The sequence below is a fragment of the Lysinibacillus sp. SGAir0095 genome (genome assembly GCF_005491425.1).
Classification (GTDB): Bacteria; Bacillota; Bacilli; order Bacillales_A; family Planococcaceae; genus Ureibacillus.
Genome location: NZ_CP028083.1, coordinates 2,993,156 through 3,019,383 on the forward strand (window position 1 = coordinate 2,993,156; position 26,228 = coordinate 3,019,383).

Sequence of the window (26,228 nt, forward strand, 5' to 3'; positions counted from 1 at the left end):
TATAGAATGCAAAAAGAAGTGCGAATTAGTTAGTTCGCACTTCTTTTCTTTTTACCAGTATCTTCTGTAAGGACCGCGTCTGTGTGGGTATCTTGGGTATGAATAGTAGGGATAAGGCTGATAAGGATAAGGTCTGCCGTAACCATAACCTCTATCTGGTACGATTACGTTCCCAAGTAAACCGCCTAAAAAACCGCCGATAAATGGAGGACCAAAATTAGAATATCCACCGCCATATCCACCATAGCCACCATAATAATTTACCAATACCATCTACCTCCTTTTCATTAATAACTTATGTTAGAAATGAAAAGACAGGTATGCTATATGCCCACTAGAATTCAAGTTCTAAAAAGATAAGATTTTTAATTGTTTTGTTCGCCTAATCTTTCTACAAATGTTGCGAGAGTTCTTACCATAACACCTGTCGCTCCTTTAGGTCCTAAATCATGGGCGTTAGAAGCATTTGAAGTGCCTGCAATATCTAAATGAATCCAAGGGGTATCCTCTACAAACTCACCCACAAAGCCCCCACCAAAAATCATATGGCCATCACTACCAGGTGAATTATTTAAATCAGCGACATCTGATTTACGAATCCGTTTCTTATCTTTTTCTGTTAAAGGCATACCCCAAACAAACTCACCTGTTTCGATACTAGATTCAATGAATGCATCGAAGAATTCTTCATTATTTGTTAGAGAGCCTGTTTTGTCAAAGCCAAGTGCTGTAATAACACCACCAGTTAATGTAGCTACATCAATTAACGATGTTGCTCCTTGTTGCTTCGCATAAGTTACAGCATCAGCAAGTACAAGACGCCCTTCTGCATCGGTATTTAATACTTCAACCGTTTTTCCACTGTACATTGTAATAACATCATCCGGCTTAAAGGCTTCTCCTGATATCATGTTGTCAGTGGATCCGATAACAGCGACAACATTTTTGTTTGGGCGGACTTCACCGATGATTTTCATAGCTCCTAGTACAGCCGCTGCGCCACCCATATCGCCTTTCATACCTACCATACCAGTTTTCGTTTTAATCGAATAACCACCCGTATCGTAAGTTACTCCTTTACCAACTAGACCAATTACATCTTCCCAGTTGTCAGTTGCTTGGTATTTAATCGTAATTAATCGAGGTTCTTCAACAGATCCTTTGTTAACACTTAAAATCCCACCCATGCCTAGCTCCTCAAGCTCATTCTTCGTTAAGATTTCAATTTCAAAATCATATTGCTTCGCTAATTTTTCAGCATAATTAGCCAGTTCTGTTGCTGTTAATAAGTTTGGCGGCAAGTTTACTAGATTCCGTGCTTCATTTACCGAATTTGCATAAATTTTTCCCACTTCATAAGCTGCAGCTATTTCATCTATATCTGCATTTGTTACAAAATGTACAGCATCCATATAGACATCTATTTCATTTGATGTTGTTTTATAATTCGGTGTTTGATAGAATCCTAGTCCTGCTCCTTCCGCAAATAAAAAGGCAACTGTCTCTTCATCTATCGGGGCTGCTGTAAATGATTCTAACCAAATCGAAAATTCATTTACTTTTAAAGCTCTTAATTGCTTCCCGACTATACCAAATGTTTCTCTTAATTCATTTTCTGTTAAAGTTTTTGTATCTCCTAATCCAACGAATAACACACGTTTTAAATGTCCATTTTGTCCCGAATAAGGGATCTTCGTTAATTTCTTACGATTCGTATCAATATCGCAAGAACGAATCCACTCTTCAACACTTTCGCCATAGAAAGAAACAAAATCTTTCCATCCAATAATGTGGTCACAATTTTTTTGGACACCTACAATCAGTAATTCCGTATTAACTTGTTCAAAGGTTTTTGGTTCTTTTACAATTTTCATATTCAAAATCCCTCCATCGATTTAACCGCTTTTTATGTACTTGCACCCTAAATGGGCTATTCATTCTTGTCACTAGTATCTCGTGCCATTTTATTCGAATGAAGATACATACATTATAGTAAAGATATACCTATTTTTCGAATATTTCAAATTACGAATTGATTATAAATTGAATTCACCTTCTTCGGATATGCTATACTTTAGACAAAGCATAAGAAAGGTAGGGATTGTTCGTTTTGGCACTCCTTCAAAATACACCCATACTCTTATCCATTTTTTCAATTCTCTTTGCGCAATTTGTAAAAGTGCCGATTCATTTAATTGCGACAAAAAAATTAGATTGGTCATTGATGACCTCTACTGGTGGAATGCCAAGTTCTCATTCGGCGGCAGTGACAAGTCTTGCTACAGCAGTAGGATTTGAAACCGGGCTAGATTCCCCTATCTTTGCAGTTGCAGCAATGTTTGCGTGTATTGTGATGTATGATGCTACCGGCGTTCGCTACCAAGCTGGACAACATGCCGTAATTATCAATCGTATACGTAATGAGTTAACAGTATTTTTTAACGAAGTAAAGCATTGGCCAGAAAAAAATGAAGACGAAAAAATCAAGGAATTAAAAACATTATTAGGACATAAGCCAAGTGAAGTTTTCATGGGCGCAATAACAGGGATTTTAATAGCTGTACAATTTTATAATTTGTTCTAATAGATGAATTTGATCACTGATAGCACAAAAAAACTGACCCAAAACCGGGTCAGTTTTTTTACTAGAACATACGATATCCTGCTTTTCGAAGGTAAATCATCACAATACCAGCAACGATTGCACCTGCAAATCCACCTAAAAGAATCGAAATATCCACAACCTGTAATGCCTGTAGCTTGTCTAATAGTGCTGGAAAGGCAGTATTTGCTTTAAAAATATAATCTAGAAAACTTACTTCATCAATAATAAATATAACCACGATCGGGTAAACGATTGCCATTAACCAAGTCATACGCAGCAACATGTTTAATAAGAAACCGATTCCAAAAAACATGACGAAGAAAAGCACGACTGAGATGATTAACTGCACTAACGAAACTGAACCACTCATTTTATGTATAACCTCCGTTTTCCTCTCATTAGTTTACATGATAAAAGCCCTCCTTTCAAATATAAATGCGGTTGGTATGAGGTTAGATTAGAGCAACCACTCTATTTCGTAATCTTCTCTGAAACATCATATCCCTTTATTAAAGAATAATTTATAAGACGAATATTCAAAGACATCTCCTGGATTGATTCCCTCTTTTTTTAACAGCTGATGATGTATCAATTCATGACATGCCATTTCCTCTAGCATCACTGATGCTTCGCCACATTCAACGATTTCTTCTACTGTTAGCCAACGTGCTTCCGATATTTCCGCTTCTTGTATCTGTATCCTTTGCACTTCAATTGGCAATGTACAAAAGAATATCGCCATATTATCACTGATTTCTCCTCGGATGACGCCTGTACGGAAACCAATTAAGCCTGACACTTCACACTGAATTCCTGTCTCTTCCAGCACCTCTCTTACAACCGCTTCATCCGCTGTCTCACCAAATTGGACAAAACCGGCCGGCAATGACCATACCCCTTTTAGGCCACTATATTTCTTTTTCACTACAAGCCAATTTCCTTCAGAATTTATAACCACTCCTGCAACTCCCAGCCAAACCTTGCCACGATCCTTTTTCATACTTTTCCCCCTTGTTTGTAGCTAACTATGCTATTAACAGTATACTCTTTAATATTCTTTATAAGATAAAAAAAACCTTGTAAGGTTGGTTCCTCTTAAATAGGGAGTTTGTAATATTATTAATTTTATGCGGTAGTTTATATATAGCAATACTAGTTTCTTAGTGATAGAACGATAATTTCTTTTTTTATATAACAAAAAGGCTCATTAAATTTGTAAAGTTTCGTACAAATTAATGAGCTTTGTTTTTATACATTTGCGAGGATTTTATAACTACACACCTTCGTGTGGTTACATAAACCTATAATACTTTTATCTATTCACAAACTTCAGGCGTACCTTCAACTTTAGCCGTTCTGAATGAAGTACCGCACCCGCATGAAGCGATGGCATTTGGATTGTCGATGGTAAAACCGCCGCCCATTAAAGATTGTTTGTAGTCAATTTTCGTTCCCATTAAGATTGGTGCGTCTTCTCGGGAAACAAGAATTTTCAAACCGTGTTGTTCATCTATATAATCATCTTCACCTTGATGTTGGTCGAAATTCATGCCGTAAGAAAGACCACTGCAACCTCCGCCATGGATTGTTACACGCAAAAAAGAGCCTTCCTCTTCGTTGTGCCTTTGCATTTCTTTTACACGAACCGAAGCGCTTTCTGTTAAATCAATTACCTTCTTTTCACTTGTCATCCCATTCACCTTCCTTCTACCTATATAATATCAAGGTGCAAATCAAAAAGAAAGATATGTGCACTCTAAGCTACTTTATGCAATCCACTTTATTTCCGATACATAGACACTATAAAATTACTTTTCAAACGCATAAATAGGAAAAAATGTTCACTACTTTCGAATTTTCTAATGATATAATAGTCTTAAAAATACGTATTGGGAAGGGGTCTAATTATATGGAATTATCACCTTTCTATGAGAAAAAAGTTGAATGTATTAGCTGCAAAAAGTCATTTACAACTACGAAAATTCGTTCAAAACTAGTTAAAGTGGAGAGTACGGATACTGATTTTTGTCCAACTTACTCTGAATCGTCAGTGCCCGCCTATTACTATAATGTTTTTGTCTGCGAGCATTGTGGTTTTTCATTCACTGAGGATTTTTCAAAATATTTTGCTCCAGGGATAAAAGATCAAATTTTTAATCAGATTTCTACAAAATGGGTACAAAGAAGCTATCATTCCGAACGATCAATATCTCAAGCGTTAGAGACCTATAAATTGGCTTTTGTTAGTGGTTCTATCAAAAAAGAAAAATCTGTTACACTCGCAGGGCTTGCGTTACGAATTGCTTGGATTTATCGAAAACTTCAAAACAATAGCCAAGAACAACGATTTTTAAATTTGTCTCGTGATCTATATATTGAGTCATATTCTACCGAGGACTATGCATCAACCCAAATGTCCGATACTCGAGTAATTTATATGATTGCAGAGCTTTCAAGAAGAATTGGCGATATAGATTTGGCAACACGCTATTATTCCAAAATTATCGAAAATCAACGCGTTGGCGGTGAAGCAAAGGTAATTGAAATGGCTAAAGAACAATGGCAATTGGTTCGTGAAGAACGCGAAAAAGTAAGAGCGGCAACAGCAGTTTAAAAAAGAATGTCTTAAAAGTTATCATACAAACTTTTGAGACATTCTTTTTTGGATTTTTGCTGGAACTTTCTTATAGACTGCCTCTTTTCGACAGTTCGGTTGCTCTTCTTGCTTCAAACGTCGTATAGACTATCCCTATTCGACGATTCGATTGCTTCCCTTGCTACTAACTTCTTATAGACTATCCCTATTCGACGATTCGATTGCTTTCCTTACTACTAACGTCGTATAGACTGTTTCTATTCGACGATTCAGCGAGTTGCGTTACTCAACCTGTCTTATAATTTCCCTTGTTTGATTTTGTATATTATTTTTCCCACATGTCTCATATTTCCACCTACCTGTTTCGGTACAAGTTGCTTGCACATTCTACATTAATTGTCCTATTCCTCCAACCTCTAATCCAACCGAATCCTCAAACCAGAGAAACAAAAAAGCCCGATTCAGAAAACAATCGTTTTCCAAATCGAACTTTATTTTAGTTTTTATTAGAATACTTGCTCTACTTCAATAATACCTGGTACTTCTTCTAATAGAGCACGTTCAATACCTGCTTTTAAAGTAATTGTAGAACTTGGGCAGCTTCCGCATGCACCTAGTAGACGTAAACGAACAATACCATCTTCTATATCTACTAATTCACAGTCTCCACCATCGCGAAGTAAAAACGGACGTAATTTATCTAAAACTTCTTGTACTTGTTCTTTTTGTTCTAATTCTGTCATTTCCCTCGACTCCTTTCATTAAAATAATTATAATGTGAAGAAAGAAAAAAATCCATAATTTGAGTTCATGAAAGGTTGATTCTATGATAGAAAATAATCCCATTATCGAAGTTTTTGGTACCGAAGTGATTTGTGCAAGCTGTGTGAATGCACCATCCTCAAAAGATACATACGAATGGCTACAGGCTGCAATCAGTCGAAAATTCCCAAATGACTCTTTTTCTATTCGTTATGTCGATATTGAGCAACCTCTAGAGAACGAACGAGATAAAGAATGGGCAGAACAAATTCAAAATGATGAGTTCTTTTACCCACTGGTACTAATCAACGGTAACGTAATCGGTGAAGGCTATATTCAAATTCAACCGATTTTCTCTACACTAGAAAAACTTGGATTTGTTGCAACTGAATAAAATTATTTAAAATAAACAAAATCTCTATAATCTCGCTATACGAAAATCCAACAAGTTTATAGAGATTTTGTATTTTTTTATTATGCTTCAGTCAATTGAAAATTATTTGTTCTTATTGAGAATCATTTTGACGTTTGTACATCCAAAGAAGACCCGATTTCATTAAGCGTGCAATACGTCCTGTTACCGTTGTATCAGCTAAATGAACAAAGCCTTGCTTTTTCCCTAAAGAACCCATGAATCCTTTTAACTTGATTGGAGGCATTTTTTCAGGAAGTGGCTCGTTTCTCCAACGCTTGTTTAATACTTTTACGATGCGTTCAGCCTGTTCTTCTGCAAGCTGAGCACTTGCAGGTAAGTCTGAGGAAGCACAATCCCCAACTACAAAGACATTTTCATCATCTAGTAGGTGGAAATATTGGTTAACGATCGGACGACCTTTTCGATCCTTTTCTGCATCCATATCACGAACAATCTTTACTGGTTGTACTCCAGCTGTCCAAACAACAGCGTCAACCTCAATTACTTCTTCATGATTGTATAGTCTCGTTGGTTCTACTTTTGTAATGTTCGATTCGGCAATCACTTCAACATTATGTTTTACAAACCAATCTTTTACATAGTTACTTAATTTCTCAGGGAAATCACGTAAAATACGCGCTGAACGGTCGAACAATTTTATTTTTAAATCAGAACGACTTTCACGTAATTCACTTGCTAGCTCAATTCCACTTAATCCAGCGCCAACGATTCCGACAACCGAACCTGGTGGAAGACCGCAAAGCTTTTCGAATGTTGTACGTGATTTAGCAATAGTTTGAATGCTATAACTATTTTCTTCTGCTCCTGGGACATTATGGTAGTCATCTTCACAACCTAGACCAATTACTAGGTCATCATAAGAAACCGTTTGGCCATCTTCTAAATAAACCACTTTTTCTTTTCGATTAATTTCAGTAATTTCTCCATAAACTCTTTTTAGGCGCTCATGCTCCGGAAAGTTAACTCGAACATGCTTATCTGTAGTCGTACCAGCTGCCAGTGCATAGAATTCCGTTTTTAAGCTATGGTGTGGCGTTCTATCAACTAAAGTAATCATTGTGTCTTCTGGAAAGTTGTTTGGTAATAAGCGCAGCAAGATACGCATATTGCCGTAACCTCCACCTAGTAATACTAGTTTTCTCATATAATACTCCCCTATATCTATTGTCGATTGTGCTAGTTAAATATCGTTCACAATTTATCCATAAAGAGTATAACTTATTGTGAGATGTTTCACAATATCTTTATCTAATTTTTTGTGAAAAGTTTCACAAAAAAAAACTCATTCATTGACGAACGTATAAAAACAGAGTAGAGTGTCTAGTGAGGTGACAACGGCGTGAATCCATTAGTAGAGTTTTGCATTAGTAATCTAGCAAATGGTGCTCAAGAGACCTATGATATACTAGAAAATGATCCAGATATCGATGTTCTCGAATATGGGTGCTTGAGTTATTGTTCATTGTGCGACCAAAATTTATACGCACTTGTAAATGGTGATATCGTAGAAGCAGATACACCTGAAGAATTAACGAAAAAAATCTATCAATACATTGAAGAAAATCCCCTATTCTAATATGGGACAATCATATGAAAAAATTCCGCGCACAGTTTGTACGCGGAATTTTTATTTTACAATGATTCTAACTCTTCAACACAATAGGTAGGTTTTTGTGCCTTTTGTAAAACGATTTCTGTACTTACTACTCCCGTATTCACATGAACCGTATCACAGCCAAATTGAATCCCACATAAGATATCTGTGTCATAATTGTCACCAATCATCACCATTTCATGCTTTTGGAATCCATACTCTTGCTGAATGACCTCAAGCATCACAGGCGAAGGTTTCCCCACAAAAGTGGGCTCAACTTGCGCCACATTTGCTACAAGACGTACAAAAGAACCGTTCCCTGGAAGAAAACCTAGTTCGGTCGGAAATCGAATATCTTCATTTGTACCCACTAATTTTGCCCCAGCCTGCAAAGCGAGGGATGCCTTCACTAACTTCATATAGTCAACTGTTCGGTCAATTCCCATTACTACTACATCAGGACGCGCCTCATCTGTATCCACTAGATTAAGTCCTTGTGCTTCCAAAGCAGAACGAATACCGTCTGAACCAATCATAAAAATACTCGCATCTCGATAATGCTGCTCAACATATTTAGCAGTTGTTAAAGCACTGGAATAGATTCGATTAGTCGGTGTCTCAATTCCTATATCAGCTAAAACATTTTGCAATTGCTCTGGCGTTTTTGACGAATTATTCGTTACGAAAAAATAGTCCAATTGTTCATTTTGTAGTTGATGAATAAAACGGACAGCTGAATCAATTCCCTTTTTCCCGCGATAAACGGTTCCGTCTAAATCAAAACAATAGGCTTTATACTTCTTCATTCAGCATTCTCCGGTAAAAATGCCGAAACCGGACCAAGATCGTTTTCTAAATAGCTCGTTACAAGTGGTGAGAACTGTTTAATCGCCTCTAAATTGTTTGTAAGCACACTTTGGACAAGTTCGTTGTCTACCTGAACAAATTCTCTTACTAACATTTTACGCAAGCCTACAACCTCTTTAAAAGGCTTTTCCATCTCAGTAGTAATCACTTTTTCATCCAGTAGTATATCAATAATATCTTCATAGCTGCCTGGGTCACGCATAATAAACCCATCGATGATTAAGTTCCCAACATCCATCAAGGCTTCCATTGTATTGTGACCAATACGTTGTAAAGCTAGAGCTGTAATATCATTTTGTAACCAATTCTCTTCTTTTTCAAAAATTGAAATTAACTCGTCCAGATGTTTTAAAGTTACTGAAATTTTATTACGATCTACAAAATACATAAATGGTTCCCCCATTATTTAAAGTTGATAGTTATTTCTCTTATATAGTAACATATTCTATAGAATTGGAAGGAGTCCTATACAATATGGAGCGTTTTTTCTTATATGATGATGTAGAAGAGTCAAAAACAAGATTTGTCAGCTTTACTGGCAAAAAATTGCGATATGATTTAGCCATTATGCAATCCTCTCGTTTTTTTGGTAAAGTATTAGTTTTAGATATGCAAATGGGTCGCTTTGCCATCATTGGTCCTGATGATGTAGAAGAACCTGGCTACTTAGAGCATGTCTTCAATAAAACCGAAGAAGAAGCAGAGGATTTACGCGATTATTTAAACGAATTATTAGCATAGAAAAAGGACACTTGATGTAAATTCATCGAGTGTCCTTTTTTCTCCTATTCAGGTTCAGTAACTTTTTTTGCTTGCACAGTTTTTTTCAAAGGGGTACAAACTGTGATAAATAAAGCAATTACCGCCAAAATCGTCATGAAATAATATGCATCACTTGAAGCAAAAATGGAAGACAATGCATTAATTCCTTCAGTCGTACCTTGAGCAGTTAGATTTACTGCATAGTCTGTTTGTTTGGCTGTATAAATTGTTACAATAACTGCTGTACCAATCGCCCCTGCAATTTGGCGAACAGTATTATTTACTGCAGTACCATGTGTAACTAGCTCTTTCGGTAAAGCATTCAGTCCTGCCGTATTCAATGGCATTGTTATAAAGCTCAAACCGATACGCAAGAAAATCGTACGAATCATTAAGAATGTAAAGGTTGTTGTTTCACTTAAATCAGTGACAACCCACATTGAAGGTATGACAAAAAGTAAACCGATAATGAATAAGGGCTTTGCACCGTATCGGTCAAACAATTTCCCAGTAACTGGCGATAACAACGCGTTGATAATGGCCCCAGGTAGCAATAATAGACCCGCATCAAATGCAGTAAATCCTCGACCATTTTGCAAATAGATTGGCAATAAAATCATATCCGCATATAACATCATTGTTACAATAATGTTAATAAGGGACGTCATCGTAAAAATTTTATTTTGAAACACACGTACATCTAAGAATGGATCATTTGCTCGTAGCTGACGAATCGTAAAGAACATTAACACGATTACCCCACCGATGATTTCACTCAATACCCATGCATCGTCCCAACCATGACCACCTGCATTACTAAATCCATATAATACGAGCCCAAATCCTATTGTTGAAAGAATCACACTGAATACATCCAGTTCCGTTTTTGCTCCTTCAGTTACATTAACTAAAAACTTCACTGCTAGCAGAATGACAATGAAAACAAGAGGAATTATGCCAATGAATAACCAACGCCATGACACATATTCAATTATGAAACCCGATAATGTAGGTGCAATGGCTGGTGCAAAAATCATTGCGATCCCTATCAGTCCCATTGCACTTCCTCGTTTTTCAGCCGGGAAGATAACCATGACGATACTCATCATCAAAGGCATAATTATCCCTGCTCCAGCTGCTTGTATCATACGTCCCGTTAACAAAATTGAAAAATTAGGTGCAACAGCACAAAAAACTGATCCGATTAATAATAATAGCATCGAGCTAATAAATAACTGACGTGTTGAAAAACGCTTCATTAAAAAAGCCGTTACCGGAATTAATACCCCGTTAACGAGCATGAAACCTGTTGCCAACCATTGTACAGTTGTCCCATTAACGCTGAACACATCCATAAATTTACTTAGGGCAACGTTTAAAATGGTTTGATTTAAAATGGAGATAAAACCTCCAAGTAATAACACGAAAAGTAATACTTTCTTATTTATTTGTTGACTCATAGTTACCAATAGACCTCCCTTTACTTTATCAACACAGTGACGATAAAATGAATTTTAGCAACTTTTATATCAAGAAACCACCAACAGTTTTAAATAAACCGTCAACTATACAACACTTATTTAAAAATCGTTGATAAAGAACCGAGTTAATAGATAAAGGAAGGGTTTAAAATGTCATCAAAAAAAGAAGATCCACGTGCCATTCGTTCTAAACGTTTATTGAAAGAAGCCGTTATATCTATATTAATGGAAACACAGAGCCTACAGGAATTAACCGTTCAAAAAGTTACAGCAAGGGCTGAGTTAAATCGTGCCACATTCTACTTTCATTACTTAGATATGCGTGATTTGATGCGAAATGTTGTTTATGATATTTACGACGATCTGTCTATGAAATTATCACCATTGCTAGGTCTAGAGCGTGGAAATATGGAACACTTACTAACCTTTTTGGATTATTTTTATGAACATCGAAAATACCTTGCAGTGTTATTTGAAGAAAAAGCGTTCCAAAGAAAACTACACAATTTTATAATGGAATTCGTTCAAGCTCGTCGAGATGCACTAGCAATAGAGATGGATCGAGAAAACGTGTCAAAAGATATTATTGCTGCATCCATTCTTGGAATATTAATGTGGTGGATTCGTGATGGGAAAAATTATAGTTCTGAATACATTGCACAGCAAATGTCTGTATGGATTTTAAATAGGACATGACCTTCTCAACTGAAAGAAAACCACCGCGATCAGTTAATCGCGGTGGTTTTCTTTAGTTATCTCTGTATTTCAAAAAATACAATGAGTAGTTAACAAAATCAGTTTTCAACTTCCTCTGGAATATCTGGAACAGCTACTGCAACAGAATTAGATGACGACTCTAAATGTCTTGGCGCTTTTCCTGTTTTTCTTAAGATAAAGTAGGCACAGCCGAAGTTACAATACTCGTATAAATAATCTTCAAAAGTACTTATTCTCGTATCAAAGGTTGCTTTTTGATTTTTGTCTTCAAAAAAACCTTTTAAACGAAGCTGACCATATCCCCAATCGCCAACGATATAATCATATTTATTTAGGATATCAGAATATCTCGCTAAGAAAGCATCCTCTTTGAAACCCTCTCGGACATTTTCGATAATTTCATAAGTGTATCCTTCTGCTATAATCATCGAAATTCCCCCTATCTTTAAATCCTGTAAATTATTAGATTTATACTTCTTCTGCTTGTAATTGTCTTGCTTTAGTTGCCTCATTTACCTGCTCGTCCGCATGATAGCTACTACGAACTAATGGACCAGCTTGACAATGTTTGAAACCTTTTTCCATCGCAATATTACGAAGTTTTCCAAATTCTATTGGCGTATAGTATTTTTTAACAGGTAAATGTTTTTTCGATGGTTGTAGATATTGACCAATAGTCATGATATCCACATTGTTTGCTCTTAGATCATCCATAACTTCTATGATTTCATCCCATTCTTCACCTAAGCCAATCATAAGAGAAGATTTCGTTGGGATGTCTGGTTGCATTTCTTTTGCTCTTCTTAAGAATTCAAGTGAACGATCATATTTTGCACGCGCACGAACCCTTGGAGTTAGTCGACGAACCGTTTCGATATTATGGTTTAGAATATCTGGTCTTGCATCCATTAACAACTTTAAGTTTTCTTCCAATCCACCTAAATCAGAAGGAAGTACTTCGACAGAAGTTTGAGGTGTCTTACGTCGAATTGCTCGAACCGTTTCAGCTAATACGCCGGCTCCACCATCTTTCAGGTCATCACGAGCAACCATTGTTATGACAACATGTTTTAAGTTCATTATTTCAACAGAATCTGCAACACGTTCTGGCTCAGCTAAATCCAATTCATTTGGTAGACCTGTCTTAACCGCACAAAAACGACATGCACGGGTACAAACATCTCCAAGAATCATCATAGTCGCTGTTCTTCTTTCACCCCAGCATTCATGAATATTTGGACAACGTGCTTCCTCGCAAACTGTGTGCAAGTTCTTCTCACGCATTAGTTTCTTTAAGCCTTTATATTCATCGTTCGTATTGAGTTTTATTTTTAACCATTCGGGTTTTCGTAGGATTTGCTCTTTCTCGTTAGCAGGTTTACTTGTCATTACTATTCATCCCCTATCAATAATAGAAAGCTTTGCTTATCTAAAAGAACTATAGTGATAAGCCTTCGTTGCACTTTGCAAGACTAGGAAAGTTCTATACTTTCTAATCTGCTAAACAAAAATATACATACTGATGTCAATGTAACACATTATCTCAATCGAAAACAACTAACTTTCGCTAAGTTTAATGAGAAAAGACTTATCATGTGCAGTTTCCCGCTAATTTGAAGGGACTGGTACCTCAATGGAAGGCTGTGCTCCATCCCCACCATTTGTATAAATGTGAGGGACCTGGCCACGAACCAAGCCGATTGCAACTGGAATTGTTTGCTCTACTGTAGATTGTTGGCTGGCAAATGGAATAATAATTTGAACATTCACCTGCAGATCAATATTTACTTCCACTAGTGCATTATTTATCCCGAACTCTTTAAAGGATGTAGAAACGTTACTCGCAACATTTCCAATGATATGAAAACGAATTGGAATTCTAGGACCTAGATTTCCTAGTAGTGGGAGGTTAAGGGCTTGGGCAACCGGTACAAAAAAAACAATCCCATCCCCTTTTTGAATTTCACTTACATCATATTCCACATTTTCAAGATCTGGTAATTGGGATAAATCTCCCTGTTCCGCTAATTCTAAATGTTCCTTAACTAACGCGGTTGTTTCGGCTCGAACTTGATTGATAATTTCTGTATTAAATTTTGTCGTCACCATATAGTCTGACTCGGAAGGTAAGTCCTCTATTATTTCATTTACATCTAATACGCTTGATGTTCTCGAATTAATGGCTTTACTTACGACATGAGCTGCAATTTTATTCGTTTGTACTTCTGCATAATCAACATACGTTGGCATTAACCGAGCATTCAATATGTATAGGAATGCAAAAATCCCAATGGCAAAACTAACCGCGAACAGCACAAACCGATTGGACAATCTGCGCTTTTTAAAATTCTGTTTCTTCCCTACAGATAACATCATTCTCTTTGGTCGTCGAGAAAACAAAAAATCTCCTCCTGCTCCAATTTATGAACAGGAGAAGATAACTATTCAACTTCCAATATATATTCCGTTTCAACTTTTTCAATTGCTATATTGGGTTCTTCAATCAAATTAAGTTGATATGTAGTATTTAATAATTGATTATTTTCTTCAAAAATGCGCAAACAAGGTAACGCTGCATCATCATCGTTTTGCTTCGAAACAACTCCACGTCGCCCATCAGATAATAGTAAAATGCTTCCGTTTGGATAATGGACAACACTCTTTTTCAATGCGTCGACTACTTTGGCATCAAACATCGTCCCTCTCCCCGCCTCGATAATTTCGATTCCTTGAGAAGGAATCATTTTTTTTCGATATACTCGATTTGAAGTAACGGCGTCAAATACATCAGCAACTGCAATGACTTTCGCAAATGGATGGATTTCATAATCTACTAGTGCTCTCGGGTAGCCACTACCATCAATTCTTTCATGATGCTGGAATGCACAATGAGCAACGAGTAACGATACAGTATGTAAATTTCTTAAAATATCAAATCCTGATCGTGCATGCTGTTTCATCGTTTCAAATTCTTCGTTTGTTAAACGACCTGGTTTAAATAAAATCTCTGAAGGTGTCACCATTTTACCTACATCATGCAAGATGGCACCAATTCCGATTGTTCTTAAGTCACTCTCTGAATAGCCCATTTCTTTTGCGATCGCAAGTGAATAAAGTGTCACTTGAAATGAATGTTGGTAAATATAATCGTCGTACAGCAATGTGTCTGACAAGATCATTAAAATTTCTTCATTATTAAGAATGGAATCTAGTAAATTATCCACAAGATTTCCAATTTCTTTTGTTTGTTTTTCGATGACCAGCGATGCGGATTTTTGATCTAAACCCTTTATTTTATTGAAGGCGTTGGTAATTTGTTTGATAGCTTTTTTTCGAACAGCTATAGGGACTGTTTCTTCAATTTCAATCCCTTGCGATATTTTGTCTTCAATATACACATATTGAATGTCTAACTGTTTTAATCTACTAATAAGTCCATCTGTAACAACGACATCCTTTTGAATTAGAGGAAGCCCTGCCTCATTCAAAATTTGTCTACCGATTACCATTCCTGTTTTAAGCACATTGATTGATATTAAACGCATTCATTTTTACCTCAATTCCTGTGTTTGAAAGTACATTCTAACGATAATTATAATGAATTAAACTAACCTTTTACCATATTCAATTAAGATATCTCTTAAGAATAAAGGCAAAAAATATTTTTTCTTAGCATATTTAAAATTGGGAAAGAAATATCCAAAAGTAAACATATCCAACGTGGCTAGTTTATAATTTTTCTCTATATCTACAACTTCATTATTTACAAGAAGCTCTCTCTGTTTATTCATTGAAAATTCATAAGTGAGCATTTTACCGAAAATGGACCCTCTAAATCCTAGCCCCTTTAACTCTAATAGTGGCCATTTTTCATTTTGGGCTTGTAGATAAACTTCTTTTAATTCTTTTCCTGATAATTCAATAACACATATATTTATCGGATGAGGTAAGATTTTATGAATATCATAATTGGTAATTGTTCCTTTTTTAAGACAATCCAGAAAAATCCCTGCATTGAACATAGTACAGTCGGCTTTCGTAAAATCAAGTACAGCCTCAGCAAAAAACTTGGCTAGCTGTGAATAATGAAACCATTCTTTATTATAGTTTTTATTCGTTTGGAAAATTGGTGTTTGCAAGAGCTGCTTTCCTTGTTCAGTGAGTTTTGCCTGGAATAATGCTTCTCCTTCTGTTTCTGGTAGGATGGCATTTTCTATAACCTCTTCCTTTTTCTTTAGTAAAGTTCTAGTAGTATGATCAAATTGAAGGGTCAAATGACCTGTATACATCCCAAATTTGCCGCAACCTGTTAACAATACGTTATTAACTACTTTTCCTTCTTCCAACAAATGATGTGTATGTGATCCGAAAATGACATCTATACTGGGACACTCATCTGCTAGTAATTCATCTTCTGAGAGTCCTAGGTGGGACAAGCATACGAGTATATCTACCTGTTCTTTTAATAGATTTGCCGAGTGTACTAGTGCTTCACGTGGCTCAGTAATATGCCAGTTTAACTCTTTATAAAAGACATCAAAAAAAGCGGTTGCTCCAATAACTCCAATCTTTGTTCCATATTTAGTTTGTAAAATAGTATGAGGTTTTAGCCATTCGGGTCTACTTCCTGTCATGGGCTCGATATTTCCGACAACCACCTCGAAATTTGCCTCATTATAGAGCTCATGTAATTCTTCATAGGCTAAAGTAATTCCCTCATTATTGCCTATCGTAACTACATCATATTCGGCATCGTTTAATAATCGGACATTGCCTTTACCAAGAGTGGCTTCTGAATATATATTAGATCGGTCGAGATGATCGCCAATATCAAATAAAAAGCTTGGCTCCCCTGCTCTTGAAAATTCCAAACGTTGGGTTTTAATAAACTCCTGCATTCTTTGCCAATATTCGAAATGGCTATGTATATCATTGGTGTGGAAAATATGAATTGTCTCAAGCAAACAGATCACCTCCTAAAAAATACTATTATACGCTTTCCTAGTTAACCAAAATTCGCAGCAAGTTAAAGCAGTCCCTCTATGATGGAGCGGATACCTATTAAGAACATAACAATTTGTAATACTAGGACAATTGTTTTTGACTGCATTCGTTTATTTAAAGCTGCACCAACTTTTGCCCCAATGTATGCACCTACAATAACTGGGATGGTATAGATCCAAGGTACATTCCCTAAATATATATGGCTTGCAGAATTGACGATTGAGGATAAAAACACATTGAACATGGATGTTGCAACTGCGATATGCGGTGGAAACAAGAATAATAAGACCATTGCGGGTACAAGTAATGAACCTCCGCCAATGCCAAATAGCCCAGACACCATACCTACTACAAAGGTAAACAAAACTGCAAACCAAATTGGATAGCCATAAACAAACTCATTTCCCTCTTGATCGATAAATTGCGTATTCTTTCCATGTTCAACAAACCATTGAATCGGTCTTAATTTATCTCGAATAAATAATAATATTGATAAAAGCACTAGAAATATCCCAAAATATAAGTTAAATGAAGGCAAATCTAAGCCTTTGTTTAACCATGCACCTACCATAGTACCTGGGATACTGCCTATGAAAAAGATAAAGCCACTTTTAAAATCGACTTGTTTATTTTTCATATAGGAGAGTGTTGAAGAAAGTCCTATAAAGATCATCATCACAACAGATAATCCAACTACACTTTGTGGCGTTATCTCTGGAAAATAACCAAGATTAATGCCGACGAACAATGTCGCGGGGATTAAAATAACCCCACCGCCCAACCCTACAAGGGAACCTAATATACCTGATGCTAAGGCAATGATTGCCAGTAATACATACTCCATCAAAACTCTCCTTCAAAGAAATCGAGCTGCTTTGGGGAAAGTCCATCAAAGTCAAGGTCTAACATTCGTTGTAAGGCTTTCGCATTATCTGCTGCATGATGCCCCGAATTATTATTAAAAAGGACATATACCTCCTTACAAAGCTGCTCTAAATTTCGAATTTTATTTGCCATATCTGTTAGCTCTTCTTTGTTATAGTCATACAGAAATCGTACCTCTCTCCAATTTTCCGTAGATCCTGAATTACGCCATCCATATACGTTTCTACCATGTATTCTAACTAGAGACTTGTCATGTGTTGCTTCTGCGACAAAGGGGACCGAACCTACGCCGGCTTGAGGTTCATCACAAACAGTGTGTATGAATCCAAGGTCTCTTAGGAATTGAATGGTTTCATGCTTTCTTTCCTCGCTATACCAAGTTCTGTTTCGAAATTCAATTGCAATTGGAAAGTCTTCAAGCTGCTGTTTAACATAACGGATATAGTTTACATTTTTCACCGAGCAATCAAACCAAGGTGGAAACTGTACTAATATCATCGCCAATTTATTGGCATTTTGAAAAGCACGCGCACATTGTCGGAAGGCATCAAACATTTCACTGCGTGTTTCATAAGGATTGTCATCTCTTAAATGCCCTGTCATCCCTTGATAGGTTTTTACAATAAATCGAAAGGAATCCGGTGTTTCATTGACCCATTTTTCAATATTTTGCAGGGATGGAATGGCATAAAAAGATGTATCTAGCTCAACTATTGGAAAGTGGCTACTATAATCAAAAAGCTTATCGCGCCGAGTTGAATTTGTACGATAAATAGAAGGATGATCTCCCCATCCTGTTAAACCAATTTTTATCATATTCTATTCCTCTATTTTACCTTATTTTCATTTTCTTTATGTATTATCCATGTATTCTCTAATTAAAGTATAAACGATTTAACTTAGAAAATCACAGCTCAACCAATAGTGAAAAAAATCCTTTTGCTTATTGCGAAAGTTAAAAAATGTACCTTCTTTATAAAAAAAAGTTCGATTACGCGAAGGGGCGTTAACCGAACTTTTTTTAAAATTACCTATTTTAATTAGACCGGAATCTCATTTACTTAAACGTATTTTTTCACTTTTTTCGATTTGTACAACATTGTCATCATGAACCACAAGGGTAATGGAACCATAACTCATTGTTGTCAGCATTTTCTCTATATTTTTTAAAACTAATTGGACATTTTCATGTTTCTTACTCATTCACATCTTCCCTTCCCTGAAGTATATAACTTTATTGGCTCTTAATTACAGTATCCCTATTAAATTACTATGTTATTAAAAAATATAATGGGCTAATTAATCTGTTTTATTTTATAAGATTCAATTTTTTGTAATTCATTGTTTAAACGGTTTAGGACCACATCTTGAATCTTATACTCCCCGCTTCCTAATCTTTCTACCTGTTGATCGAGGACAAAGACAGTATTTAGTATTTCTGTAGCACCTAATACAGACAAAACGGGCTTCAGTGAATACTCAACTGCTAACAAATGTCCGATTGAACCTCCTATGGCTATTGGTACAATTGTTTTATTTTCTAGACCTTTTTGAGGGATTAAGTCTAAGTAGGTTTTCAGTATTCCGGTATAAGATGCTTTAAAGATAGGTGTAAGAATAAATACAATTTCTGCATCTGTCACTTTCTTATTTGCTATTGCAATTTCTTCACTTGAAAAATTAGCAGTTATTAAATCGTCTGCAGGCAATTCATGTATATAAATCGATTCTGCTGAAATTCCTGCTACTTCTAGATAGTTTTCAATATATTCATGAATACCTGTTAATCGTGATGCTCTCTTATTATTTCCATTTATTAATACTGCTTGAACCATTTGCAATCACTCCTTCAAATGAAATATTGAACTAAAAAACAAAAGACTACATCCTCTTTTTGGAAGATGTAGCCTTTAGTGGTCTAATCAGCTAATGAATATGCAGTTTTTTGATTTAGTTTATATTTAATACCTAAAAAATCAATAATTAAAACCGATAATTCTTATAAGAATAGTTTACTATTTAATAATAGGAAGTCAATATTTTTTTGTAATAATTGGAAGCTTCGAATAACAAACTAACACCAATCCTATTTCGCATATGGATTAAATTCATTAGTATATAAATCTTTTGCAGAAATCTTTCCTGCTTCAAGCTCTCCATTTTTTATAAGCCAATCAATCCATATACTATATTCTGATTCTTTTATAAGGCCGCCTTTTTCAGCAATACCTGAACTTTTCCAAAACCTCATATAGTCTGTTGTTTGGTTGCCCTCTCGCTTACTAATAATTTTCTCAAAACGTGCAATTACATCCTTTGCTGGTTTCATTTGTGCCCAGTCAATTGCCTTGGCAACCCCTTCAGTAAATGTCTTAACAGTCGTTGGGTTTTCTTTAATATATTTTACTGTGAAGAAATAATCTCCTGCTGTAAATTCTCCTCCAAATACATCTATATCTCTAAATAGTTCTGTAATCTCTCCACGTTCCAATGCCAAGTCCCTTCCTATACCGCTCAGCTGTACCGCATCAAGTTGATTATTCCTTAATGATTGCTCCGCATTCGAACTAGGAATTGTAACCAGCTGAACTTCGGCAATTTCTTCCTCAGTCAAATTATTTTGACGTAGAAAATCCTTGATAACAAACTCTGCGTGTGCTCCTAATGTATTGACTCCAATCTTTTTACCAATTAAGTCTTTCGCGGATTGTATGCCGGAATCTTCTAATACATAAACACCCATATAAGTATATTCATCACTACCATATGATCCAACGACAGACTTTAGCTTTGCCCCTTTCGAAACAGCCTTTACAATGGCTCCATTAAATGCTGAACCAAAATCTATTTCACCAGTTCCTGTTAATTGAATACTCTCTGGCCCCCCAGAACCGGTACCAATATCCTCTAAAGTAAGATCACCTAGATATCCTAAATCAGCAGCTAATTCAGGGTAACTTACAGTACTTGGAGTACCTTGATATTGCAATACTTTATCTTCTCCTTTTTGTGCAGAAGCTCCACCAGCCTTAGAAGAACAACCAACTAGAAGGCCACCAATTAGCATTGAAACTAAGATAAATAATGCCCTTTTTGTATTCTTTTCCATAGTTACTCTCCTCTTATTTATGCATTTTGAGATTGTTTTTTACTTGGATTTATTGGTACAGCTAGCCCTAGATTCTCACGCAAGGTAGTACCTTCATATTCTGTACGGAATAAACCTCGTTGTTGTAGTTCCGGGATAACTAAATTAACGATATCATTTAGTCCTTCTGGGAAAGTTGGTGGCATAATATTAAAACCATCTGCACCATCATTTAAAAACCATTCTTCAAGTTGATCTGCTATTTGTTTAGGCGTCCCAACAATTTCTCGATGCCCACGTGCGCCAGCAATATGTTCATATAGTTCGCGCAAAGTCTTTAAATTTTCACGTTCGGCAATAGCTCTAACTATATTTGCTCGAATTTGAGGATTCGTTTTATCTTCAATTTCTGTATTTTCTTGAGGGATTGGATCATTCGGGTTAGAACCTCTAACATCAATTCCTAAAAATGCGGACAAATAAGCCAATCCCGTTTCAGGTAATATAAAGCTATTTAATTGTTTGCGTTTTAAGATGGCTTCTTCTTCTGTTTTAGCCACCGTGATGAATACACCAGGCATAATTTTTAAATCCTCTTCCTGCCGACCGTATTTAGCAAGACGTCCTTTTACATCTCGATAGAATTTTTGTGCATCCTCTAATGTTTGCCATGCTGTAAAAATAACTTCAGCAGATTTAGCAGCTAATTCTTTTCCGGCTTCAGAAGAACCCGCCTGCACAATGACTGGATGTCCTTGCGGTGTTGATGGGGTATCCAATGTACCTTGTAATTTAAACCATTTGCCTTCATGATTCACTGGGCTAACCTTTTCAATGTTTAAGAATTGACCTTTTTCCTTGTCGACAACCAATGCCTCCCCATCAATCGAGAACCATAATTTTTTCACCACATCCAGAAATTCATCTGCACGTTCATATCTGTCAGCATGGGCTAAATGCTTCTCCTTTCCGAATAATAGGGATTCAAAATTATTGTTAGAAGTAACAACATTCCAGGCTGCCCTACCACCTGACAAATGATCAATTGCAGCAAATCTGCGGGCTACATGGAATGGTTCATTATAAGTTGTTGTTAATGTAGCCGTTAATCCTATTTTGTTGGTTACCGCTGCAAGTGCAGAAATAATAATCAAAGGATCCAGTTTAATACCAGATGGCGCATTTTCTGCAATAGGAGTGCCAAATACATCTGCGAAGAAAATCGTATCAAACTTCCCACGCTCTGCAATCCTGGCTAATTCAACCAAATAGTCTAATTCCAAAATACGTTCTGACTCTGTCCCTTCATAACGCCAACTCGCAACGTGCTGACCAGGTAAATTAATAAACGCTCCTAGTTTCATTTGTTTTTTTACCACAAATATCCCTCTTTTCTTATATATTTAGTAAGAATTATTCCATAGATAAATTAGCTCTAATTATTCATTAGGATTCGGCTTCCATCTTGAAAATCTCTTCTCTAATTTACCTAACCCAAAATTTACGAATAATCCTAATACTGAGATTGATAGTATGCCTGCGTACATTTCAGGAATCAAGAAATTATATTGAGCATACGTAATGAAATAACCTAATCCTTCTTTCGCACCAATCATTTCAGCTGCAATCAAAACTAGAATACATCCCGTTCCTGCCATTCGAATTCCGGTAAACATTGTTGGTACCGAAGCCGGTAAAATTACCTTTGTAAATAATTTAATCGATGATACATTCATCGAACTAGCAGACTTGATAAGTAATGGATCAACATTCTTTACAGCAGCAATCGTATTCAATAGAATCGGGAAAGTACAGGCATAAAAAACAATTGAAACTTTAGATATTTCGCCGATTCCAAGTAATAACATGAAAACCGGGAGTAATGCTAATGTCGCAGTATTACGAAAAACTTCAAACGCCGGGTTTAATAAATCTCTTGCCAGTGGATACCACCCTATTAGTAAGCCAAGCGGAATCGCGATTACTAAAGCTAGTATAAATCCGATAGTTGAACGTTTAATACTTGCAGAAAAATGATTCCATAATTCTCCAGAAGCAATCATCTCCCACCAAGCTCCGAACACCTCCGTAAGAGCCGGGAAAAATGCTCGATCAACTATCCCGATCCGAGGAGCAATCTCCCAAATCAGAGCTAAGACAATCAACACAATTGACTTCTTAATGAGTTTTTGTACTACGTAAAAACTCGTAATCTCTGATCTTTGTTTCGATTTTTTTGACTTTACTAAATGTTTCCCTATTGAAACCATCTCTTGCCCTCCGTGTTCAAATATTTGCACCGATAAATTCAGGTTCATGTAGTAAGCTCCATATTTCATGACGTGCTTTTACAAATTCGGATGTAGAATGTAGATCTGAATCTTCTAATCTATTTTTTAATGGAATCTCTACAATTTTTTTTACTGTTCCAGGATTAGGTGACAATACTACTACTCGTTGACCAAGATATACGGCTTCATCAATCCCGTGCGTGATAAAGATAATCGTCTTTCCTGTTTTTTCCCATATACGAAGCAATTCACTTTGTAAGGTTTCTCGAGTTTGTGCATCCAAAGCAGCAAAGGGTTCATCCATTAGCAATACATCTGGATTAAAAGCAAGACTTCTTGCAATGGCAACTCGTTGCTTCATCCCGCCGGATAACTCGTGGGGATAACGATCCGCAAACTTCTTTAATCCTACTAAATCTAAATAATAATCTGCTAGCTCCTTACGCTCGTTTTTGACCACCCCTTTTGCTTCTAATCCAAATTCAATATTGCCTCGAGCTGTCTTCCAGGGGAACAAGGCATATTGTTGAAAAACTGTTCCTCTATCCAAACCTGGGCCTGTAATTTCTTTGCCATCAATTAAGATTCGACCACGGGTAGGTGCCGTTAATCCACCAAGTAAGTCAAGTAAAGTAGATTTCCCACATCCACTGGGACCTACAAGGGTAATAAACTCTCCTTCGTTAACAACAAAATCTATTTCCTCTACTGCTGTAAATTCTTTTTTACCACGTTTACTTTTTTCATCACGGATAGTAAATATTTTTGAAACACGTTCAAAACGAATTTTTTCAATTGCTGGCATAACCCTCACTCCTTCACTCATTATCCTTTATCAGACTTTTCTTACTAGTTTAATGGGGTTAAAACATCTAAAAGATTAAATAAATTTATTTCCTCCCTTCATGTAGTGTAGTTATTAAAAAAACTCACACTGCAACGTTTTAGTTACGATGTGAGCTTCTGGTATGTCCAGTCAGCAAAAGAAAATTTTCTTGCCAATCATTGTAGTTTTCTTATTCATGTTGATAAAAAAAACCGCAGTTTTAATCATTCGATTAAAAGAGCGGCTTTTAGTTGACTAATCAGCACGTATTCACTTAAATACCTATTAAGTTTATAAGATTAATTATATATACCCAATATCAATTGTCAATAATTAATATTAATTCTTTTTTTTCCATTTATCTAATGGATTTGTATCCTTTCCATTGTTTGATTCCAATAATCTTCTAGTTTTTTTGATAATCCACCAGGTCCAAATTTTACGTCTGTCTCTTAAGAATTAGAAAACGACATAAACTGGATTATCATCATTCTTCAATCTAATATATTAATAATCCCATTATCGTAAAACCAACTATCAATTGTATTGAAAATTCCTTTATTAATAGAAAATTGCTGTTGGCAATATCGAGAAAATTCTAAATCTGGTAAGTTCAATAGTTGCATAAATCGATTCACAACGGTACCTCCCTACAGCCCCTTTTATTTAATAAGATTTTTTCGAGTAAAAAGTTCATCTGCTTGTAATTGAGAAATCAAATCCTGCAAATTTTTAAACTTTTTCTCATTACGAATCTCCAGGCAAATTTCGATGGTTAAATATTCATCATAAATGTATTCAGCAAAATCTAATATATGAACTTCATAAGTTTTATGTTGCCCATCCTTAAAAGTTGGACGGTACCCGACATTTAATATTCCTAAATACTTTTTTGTATTATGATAGACGTATACACCATATACACCATTTTCTATTGTAAAACCTGCTACTAAATTCAAATTTGCTGTTGGAAAACCTATTGTTCTTCCTAATTGTTTTCCTCTTTCAACCATACCCACAACCAAATTAAATCTATTTTGATTTAATGCGTTCATGCTAACCTCCATAATTAAATACATAGGTTTTGAGATACTAAGAAAAAACCGCATTTTCTTTCAAAAATTTAAAAGCTCATAAAACTCCAAATTGAAAGGAGCTTTATGAGCTTCTGGTCTGACCAGTCAGCAACTCGGTACATAAAAAAATTTCATAGTAATAATCTACCTACTTTTTATATCGAAAAATCCTCTGGAATAAACACTCTCAGCTGTTTTGGACGGATATAGACAGTGTCTCCATTTTTTATCTCCAATTCTTTATAATGTTCTTTGGGTATTTCGGCTTCTAAATATTCATCAACGTCTTCACGCTTTAATTCAATTTGTACAACCGGTCCTACCATATGCGTATGCACAATTTTCGCCGCAACGGTTTCATTATTTAACTGTTCTTTTTCAATTTGAATATCATGTGGACGAACATATCCTACAGCATCATCATGTGAATCTAAATAAGTTGGAACATCAATTTCAAATTGACCTTGAGTAAGCTTCCCTTTATGCAAACGTCCTCTAAATAAATTTACATTCCCTAAGAAATCATAGACAAAAGGACTATTCGGATGCTCATATACTTCCTCTGGTGTACCAACTTGTTCAATTTTCCCGTTATTCATAACGATAATTCGATTGGCAACATCAAGTGCCTCTTCCTGATCGTGTGTCACGAAAATACTTGTTACATGGAATTCATTGTGTAATTTACGCAGCCAGCGACGAAGCTCTTTTCGAACCTTTGCATCCAGGGCACCAAAGGGTTCATCCAATAACAAAACTTTTGGTTCTACTGCTAATGCTCGAGCAAGGGCAACACGCTGACGTTGACCACCAGATAGTTGAGAAGGATATCGATCTGCAAAATTATCTAGCTTCACCAGCGCCAAAAGATCCGTCACTTTCTTTTTAATCTCATCTTTAGTTGGTCGAGTTTTGCGCGGACGTACTTTTAGTCCATATGCCACATTATCAAACACCGTCATATGTCTAAACAAAGCATAATGCTGGAATACAAACCCCACTTTTCTTTCCTTCGGGCTTACATTGGTAATATTCTGTCCGTCGAACAAAATTGCCCCTTCATCTAGTCCTTCCAACCCTGCCAGTATTCGTAATAGGGTTGTTTTGCCCGAACCCGATGGACCTAAAAGTGCAATTAGTTCCCCCGATTCGATATCAATTGAAATATCCTGTAACGCCTGAAACGAACCGAAATCCTTTGAAACATTTTGAATTTGAATACTCATCTTTAAACCTCC

General features: G+C 36.0%; 31 protein-coding genes. 6 read left to right on the forward strand and 25 right to left on the reverse strand.

Going from position 1 to position 26,228, the window contains the following annotated elements:
• Positions 1-51: 51 nt before the first annotated feature.
• Both C1N55_RS14900 and C1N55_RS14905 read right to left on the reverse strand, forming a co-directional pair.
• Positions 52-267, reverse strand: a complete 216-nt coding sequence (locus C1N55_RS14900) for a hypothetical protein (RefSeq protein WP_370452535.1) — start codon at positions 265-267, stop codon at positions 52-54.
• Between the two features lie 98 nt (positions 268-365).
• Positions 366-1,874, reverse strand: coding sequence for a leucyl aminopeptidase (locus C1N55_RS14905; RefSeq protein ID WP_137729541.1), 1,509 nt, complete (start codon positions 1,872-1,874; stop codon positions 366-368).
• A 236-nt stretch (positions 1,875-2,110) separates the two neighbouring features.
• Between C1N55_RS14905 and C1N55_RS14910 the strand changes: the two genes are divergently transcribed.
• On the forward strand, positions 2,111-2,584 hold the full coding sequence (locus C1N55_RS14910; protein WP_137729542.1) for a divergent PAP2 family protein: 474 nt from the start codon (positions 2,111-2,113) through the stop codon (positions 2,582-2,584).
• 61 nt (positions 2,585-2,645) lie between these two features.
• On the opposite strand, the gene C1N55_RS14915 is transcribed toward C1N55_RS14910, so the two are convergent.
• From C1N55_RS14915 to C1N55_RS14925, 3 genes are all read right to left on the reverse strand, one after another.
• Positions 2,646-2,975, reverse strand: a complete 330-nt coding sequence (locus tag C1N55_RS14915; RefSeq protein ID WP_137729543.1) for a YuiB family protein — start codon at positions 2,973-2,975, stop codon at positions 2,646-2,648.
• Between the two features lie 126 nt (positions 2,976-3,101).
• The gene (locus tag C1N55_RS14920; RefSeq protein WP_137729544.1) at positions 3,102-3,605 is read right to left on the reverse strand and encodes an NUDIX domain-containing protein; all 504 of its coding nucleotides are present in this window, start codon (positions 3,603-3,605) and stop codon (positions 3,102-3,104) included.
• Between the two features lie 316 nt (positions 3,606-3,921).
• Complete coding sequence (locus C1N55_RS14925; protein WP_137729545.1) at positions 3,922-4,296, reverse strand: HesB/IscA family protein; 375 nt, start codon at positions 4,294-4,296, stop codon at positions 3,922-3,924.
• Between the two features lie 218 nt (positions 4,297-4,514).
• Between C1N55_RS14925 and C1N55_RS14930 the strand changes: the two genes are divergently transcribed.
• Positions 4,515-5,219: a DUF2225 domain-containing protein gene (locus C1N55_RS14930; RefSeq protein WP_137729546.1), complete on the forward strand. Its 705-nt coding sequence runs from the start codon at positions 4,515-4,517 to the stop codon at positions 5,217-5,219.
• 488 nt (positions 5,220-5,707) lie between these two features.
• On the opposite strand, the gene C1N55_RS14935 is transcribed toward C1N55_RS14930, so the two are convergent.
• Entirely contained in the window at positions 5,708-5,944 is a 237-nt protein-coding gene (locus tag C1N55_RS14935; RefSeq protein ID WP_137729547.1) for a NifU family protein, read from the reverse strand.
• Positions 5,945-6,027: 83 nt separating this feature from the next.
• Here C1N55_RS14935 and C1N55_RS14940 point away from each other — a divergent pair, with 83 nt between their 5' ends.
• Positions 6,028-6,357: a YuzD family protein gene (locus C1N55_RS14940; protein ID WP_137729548.1), complete on the forward strand. Its 330-nt coding sequence runs from the start codon at positions 6,028-6,030 to the stop codon at positions 6,355-6,357.
• Between the two features lie 112 nt (positions 6,358-6,469).
• On the opposite strand, the gene C1N55_RS14945 is transcribed toward C1N55_RS14940, so the two are convergent.
• Positions 6,470-7,543, reverse strand: a complete 1,074-nt coding sequence (locus C1N55_RS14945) for an NAD(P)/FAD-dependent oxidoreductase (protein WP_137729549.1) — start codon at positions 7,541-7,543, stop codon at positions 6,470-6,472.
• Positions 7,544-7,738: 195 nt separating this feature from the next.
• On the opposite strand from C1N55_RS14945, the gene C1N55_RS14950 reads away from it, so the two are divergent.
• The gene (locus C1N55_RS14950; protein ID WP_036201056.1) at positions 7,739-7,975 is read left to right on the forward strand and encodes a YuzB family protein; all 237 of its coding nucleotides are present in this window, start codon (positions 7,739-7,741) and stop codon (positions 7,973-7,975) included.
• Positions 7,976-8,031: 56 nt separating this feature from the next.
• Here the strand turns inward: C1N55_RS14950 and C1N55_RS14955 are convergent, their stop codons facing one another.
• Both C1N55_RS14955 and C1N55_RS14960 read right to left on the reverse strand, forming a co-directional pair.
• On the reverse strand, positions 8,032-8,799 hold the full coding sequence (locus tag C1N55_RS14955) for a TIGR01457 family HAD-type hydrolase (RefSeq protein WP_137729550.1): 768 nt from the start codon (positions 8,797-8,799) through the stop codon (positions 8,032-8,034).
• Positions 8,796-9,248 carry a DUF86 domain-containing protein gene (locus tag C1N55_RS14960; RefSeq protein WP_137729551.1) on the reverse strand — a complete coding sequence of 151 codons (453 nt, stop codon included), beginning with the start codon at positions 9,246-9,248 and terminating at the stop codon, positions 8,796-8,798. The genes C1N55_RS14955 and C1N55_RS14960 overlap by 4 nt, the downstream gene beginning before the upstream one ends.
• Positions 9,249-9,334: 86 nt before the next feature.
• On the opposite strand from C1N55_RS14960, the gene C1N55_RS14965 reads away from it, so the two are divergent.
• Complete coding sequence (locus tag C1N55_RS14965) at positions 9,335-9,601, forward strand: DUF3055 domain-containing protein (RefSeq protein WP_036201062.1); 267 nt, start codon at positions 9,335-9,337, stop codon at positions 9,599-9,601.
• 44 nt (positions 9,602-9,645) lie between these two features.
• On the opposite strand, the gene C1N55_RS14970 is transcribed toward C1N55_RS14965, so the two are convergent.
• The gene (locus C1N55_RS14970) at positions 9,646-11,082 is read right to left on the reverse strand and encodes a DHA2 family efflux MFS transporter permease subunit (RefSeq protein WP_137729552.1); all 1,437 of its coding nucleotides are present in this window, start codon (positions 11,080-11,082) and stop codon (positions 9,646-9,648) included.
• A 171-nt stretch (positions 11,083-11,253) separates the two neighbouring features.
• On the opposite strand from C1N55_RS14970, the gene C1N55_RS14975 reads away from it, so the two are divergent.
• The gene (locus C1N55_RS14975) at positions 11,254-11,799 is read left to right on the forward strand and encodes a TetR/AcrR family transcriptional regulator (protein ID WP_137729553.1); all 546 of its coding nucleotides are present in this window, start codon (positions 11,254-11,256) and stop codon (positions 11,797-11,799) included.
• A gap of 98 nt (positions 11,800-11,897) precedes the next feature.
• Here C1N55_RS14975 and C1N55_RS14980 read toward each other — a convergent pair whose 3' ends face one another.
• From C1N55_RS14980 to C1N55_RS15050, 15 genes are all read right to left on the reverse strand, one after another.
• On the reverse strand, positions 11,898-12,248 hold the full coding sequence (locus tag C1N55_RS14980) for a YutD family protein (RefSeq protein WP_137729554.1): 351 nt from the start codon (positions 12,246-12,248) through the stop codon (positions 11,898-11,900).
• 40 nt (positions 12,249-12,288) lie between these two features.
• Positions 12,289-13,209: a lipoyl synthase gene (gene lipA, locus C1N55_RS14985; protein ID WP_137729555.1), complete on the reverse strand. Its 921-nt coding sequence runs from the start codon at positions 13,207-13,209 to the stop codon at positions 12,289-12,291.
• A 219-nt stretch (positions 13,210-13,428) separates the two neighbouring features.
• Positions 13,429-14,220 (reverse strand): sporulation protein YunB, encoded by a 792-nt coding sequence (yunB, locus tag C1N55_RS14990; protein ID WP_240758308.1) that lies wholly within the window; start codon positions 14,218-14,220, stop codon positions 13,429-13,431.
• 41 nt (positions 14,221-14,261) lie between these two features.
• Positions 14,262-15,365, reverse strand: coding sequence for an HD-GYP domain-containing protein (locus C1N55_RS14995; protein WP_137729556.1), 1,104 nt, complete (start codon positions 15,363-15,365; stop codon positions 14,262-14,264).
• A 57-nt stretch (positions 15,366-15,422) separates the two neighbouring features.
• Entirely contained in the window at positions 15,423-16,784 is a 1,362-nt protein-coding gene (locus C1N55_RS15000; RefSeq protein ID WP_137729557.1) for a bifunctional metallophosphatase/5'-nucleotidase, read from the reverse strand.
• A gap of 62 nt (positions 16,785-16,846) precedes the next feature.
• Complete coding sequence (locus C1N55_RS15005; RefSeq protein ID WP_137729558.1) at positions 16,847-17,668, reverse strand: sulfite exporter TauE/SafE family protein; 822 nt, start codon at positions 17,666-17,668, stop codon at positions 16,847-16,849.
• Positions 17,668-18,525, reverse strand: coding sequence for a DUF72 domain-containing protein (locus tag C1N55_RS15010; protein WP_137729559.1), 858 nt, complete (start codon positions 18,523-18,525; stop codon positions 17,668-17,670). Before C1N55_RS15010 ends, C1N55_RS15005 begins: the two co-directional genes overlap by 1 nt.
• Positions 18,526-18,762: 237 nt before the next feature.
• A complete protein-coding gene (locus C1N55_RS15015; protein ID WP_137729560.1) occupies positions 18,763-18,912 on the reverse strand; it encodes a YezD family protein in 150 nt (49 codons plus the stop codon).
• 92 nt (positions 18,913-19,004) lie between these two features.
• Entirely contained in the window at positions 19,005-19,544 is a 540-nt protein-coding gene (ssuE, locus tag C1N55_RS15020; RefSeq protein WP_137729561.1) for an NADPH-dependent FMN reductase, read from the reverse strand.
• A 251-nt stretch (positions 19,545-19,795) separates the two neighbouring features.
• Positions 19,796-20,818 carry an ABC transporter substrate-binding protein gene (locus C1N55_RS15025; protein ID WP_137729562.1) on the reverse strand — a complete coding sequence of 341 codons (1,023 nt, stop codon included), beginning with the start codon at positions 20,816-20,818 and terminating at the stop codon, positions 19,796-19,798.
• Between the two features lie 17 nt (positions 20,819-20,835).
• Positions 20,836-22,176, reverse strand: coding sequence for an LLM class flavin-dependent oxidoreductase (locus C1N55_RS15030; RefSeq protein ID WP_137729563.1), 1,341 nt, complete (start codon positions 22,174-22,176; stop codon positions 20,836-20,838).
• A 60-nt stretch (positions 22,177-22,236) separates the two neighbouring features.
• On the reverse strand, positions 22,237-23,115 hold the full coding sequence (locus C1N55_RS15035) for an ABC transporter permease (RefSeq protein ID WP_240758309.1): 879 nt from the start codon (positions 23,113-23,115) through the stop codon (positions 22,237-22,239).
• Positions 23,084-23,893 carry an ABC transporter ATP-binding protein gene (locus tag C1N55_RS15040; protein WP_137729564.1) on the reverse strand — a complete coding sequence of 270 codons (810 nt, stop codon included), beginning with the start codon at positions 23,891-23,893 and terminating at the stop codon, positions 23,084-23,086. Before C1N55_RS15040 ends, C1N55_RS15035 begins: the two co-directional genes overlap by 32 nt.
• A 683-nt stretch (positions 23,894-24,576) precedes the next feature.
• Positions 24,577-24,969 carry a riboflavin kinase gene (locus C1N55_RS15045; RefSeq protein ID WP_168193872.1) on the reverse strand — a complete coding sequence of 131 codons (393 nt, stop codon included), beginning with the start codon at positions 24,967-24,969 and terminating at the stop codon, positions 24,577-24,579.
• 176 nt (positions 24,970-25,145) lie between these two features.
• Positions 25,146-26,216 carry a sulfate/molybdate ABC transporter ATP-binding protein gene (locus C1N55_RS15050; protein WP_137729566.1) on the reverse strand — a complete coding sequence of 357 codons (1,071 nt, stop codon included), beginning with the start codon at positions 26,214-26,216 and terminating at the stop codon, positions 25,146-25,148.
• Between the last annotated feature and the right edge of the window lie 12 nt (positions 26,217-26,228).

What these genes read in the sequence shown, in the direction of transcription:
- C1N55_RS14965 (WP_036201062.1), top strand. Translation starts at nt 9,335, where the DNA reads ATGGAGCGTTTTTTCTTATATGATGATGTAGAAGAGTCAAAAACAAGA.
- C1N55_RS15045 (WP_168193872.1), bottom strand. Translation starts at nt 24,969, where the DNA reads ATGAACGCATTAAATCAAAATAGATTTAATTTGGTTGTGGGTATGGTT.
- C1N55_RS15050 (WP_137729566.1), bottom strand. Translation starts at nt 26,216, where the DNA reads ATGAGTATTCAAATTCAAAATGTTTCAAAGGATTTCGGTTCGTTTCAG.
- C1N55_RS14930 (WP_137729546.1), top strand. Translation starts at nt 4,515, where the DNA reads ATGGAATTATCACCTTTCTATGAGAAAAAAGTTGAATGTATTAGCTGC.
- C1N55_RS14935 (WP_137729547.1), bottom strand. Translation starts at nt 5,944, where the DNA reads ATGACAGAATTAGAACAAAAAGAACAAGTACAAGAAGTTTTAGATAAA.
- C1N55_RS14970 (WP_137729552.1), bottom strand. Translation starts at nt 11,082, where the DNA reads ATGAGTCAACAAATAAATAAGAAAGTATTACTTTTCGTGTTATTACTT.
- C1N55_RS14960 (WP_137729551.1), bottom strand. Translation starts at nt 9,248, where the DNA reads ATGTATTTTGTAGATCGTAATAAAATTTCAGTAACTTTAAAACATCTG.
- C1N55_RS15025 (WP_137729562.1), bottom strand. Translation starts at nt 20,818, where the DNA reads ATGGAAAAGAATACAAAAAGGGCATTATTTATCTTAGTTTCAATGCTA.
- ssuE (WP_137729561.1), bottom strand. Translation starts at nt 19,544, where the DNA reads ATGGTTCAAGCAGTATTAATAAATGGAAATAATAAGAGAGCATCACGA.
- C1N55_RS14920 (WP_137729544.1), bottom strand. Translation starts at nt 3,605, where the DNA reads ATGAAAAAGGATCGTGGCAAGGTTTGGCTGGGAGTTGCAGGAGTGGTT.
- C1N55_RS15040 (WP_137729564.1), bottom strand. Translation starts at nt 23,893, where the DNA reads ATGCCAGCAATTGAAAAAATTCGTTTTGAACGTGTTTCAAAAATATTT.
- C1N55_RS14940 (WP_137729548.1), top strand. Translation starts at nt 6,028, where the DNA reads ATGATAGAAAATAATCCCATTATCGAAGTTTTTGGTACCGAAGTGATT.
- lipA (WP_137729555.1), bottom strand. Translation starts at nt 13,209, where the DNA reads ATGACAAGTAAACCTGCTAACGAGAAAGAGCAAATCCTACGAAAACCC.
- C1N55_RS14975 (WP_137729553.1), top strand. Translation starts at nt 11,254, where the DNA reads ATGTCATCAAAAAAAGAAGATCCACGTGCCATTCGTTCTAAACGTTTA.
- C1N55_RS14915 (WP_137729543.1), bottom strand. Translation starts at nt 2,975, where the DNA reads ATGAGTGGTTCAGTTTCGTTAGTGCAGTTAATCATCTCAGTCGTGCTT.
- C1N55_RS14980 (WP_137729554.1), bottom strand. Translation starts at nt 12,248, where the DNA reads ATGATTATAGCAGAAGGATACACTTATGAAATTATCGAAAATGTCCGA.
- C1N55_RS15010 (WP_137729559.1), bottom strand. Translation starts at nt 18,525, where the DNA reads ATGATAAAAATTGGTTTAACAGGATGGGGAGATCATCCTTCTATTTAT.
- C1N55_RS15015 (WP_137729560.1), bottom strand. Translation starts at nt 18,912, where the DNA reads ATGAGTAAGAAACATGAAAATGTCCAATTAGTTTTAAAAAATATAGAG.
- C1N55_RS14955 (WP_137729550.1), bottom strand. Translation starts at nt 8,799, where the DNA reads ATGAAGAAGTATAAAGCCTATTGTTTTGATTTAGACGGAACCGTTTAT.
- C1N55_RS14905 (WP_137729541.1), bottom strand. Translation starts at nt 1,874, where the DNA reads ATGAAAATTGTAAAAGAACCAAAAACCTTTGAACAAGTTAATACGGAA.
- C1N55_RS15035 (WP_240758309.1), bottom strand. Translation starts at nt 23,115, where the DNA reads ATGAACCTGAATTTATCGGTGCAAATATTTGAACACGGAGGGCAAGAG.
- C1N55_RS15005 (WP_137729558.1), bottom strand. Translation starts at nt 17,668, where the DNA reads ATGGAGTATGTATTACTGGCAATCATTGCCTTAGCATCAGGTATATTA.
- C1N55_RS14925 (WP_137729545.1), bottom strand. Translation starts at nt 4,296, where the DNA reads ATGACAAGTGAAAAGAAGGTAATTGATTTAACAGAAAGCGCTTCGGTT.
- C1N55_RS14995 (WP_137729556.1), bottom strand. Translation starts at nt 15,365, where the DNA reads ATGCGTTTAATATCAATCAATGTGCTTAAAACAGGAATGGTAATCGGT.
- C1N55_RS14945 (WP_137729549.1), bottom strand. Translation starts at nt 7,543, where the DNA reads ATGAGAAAACTAGTATTACTAGGTGGAGGTTACGGCAATATGCGTATC.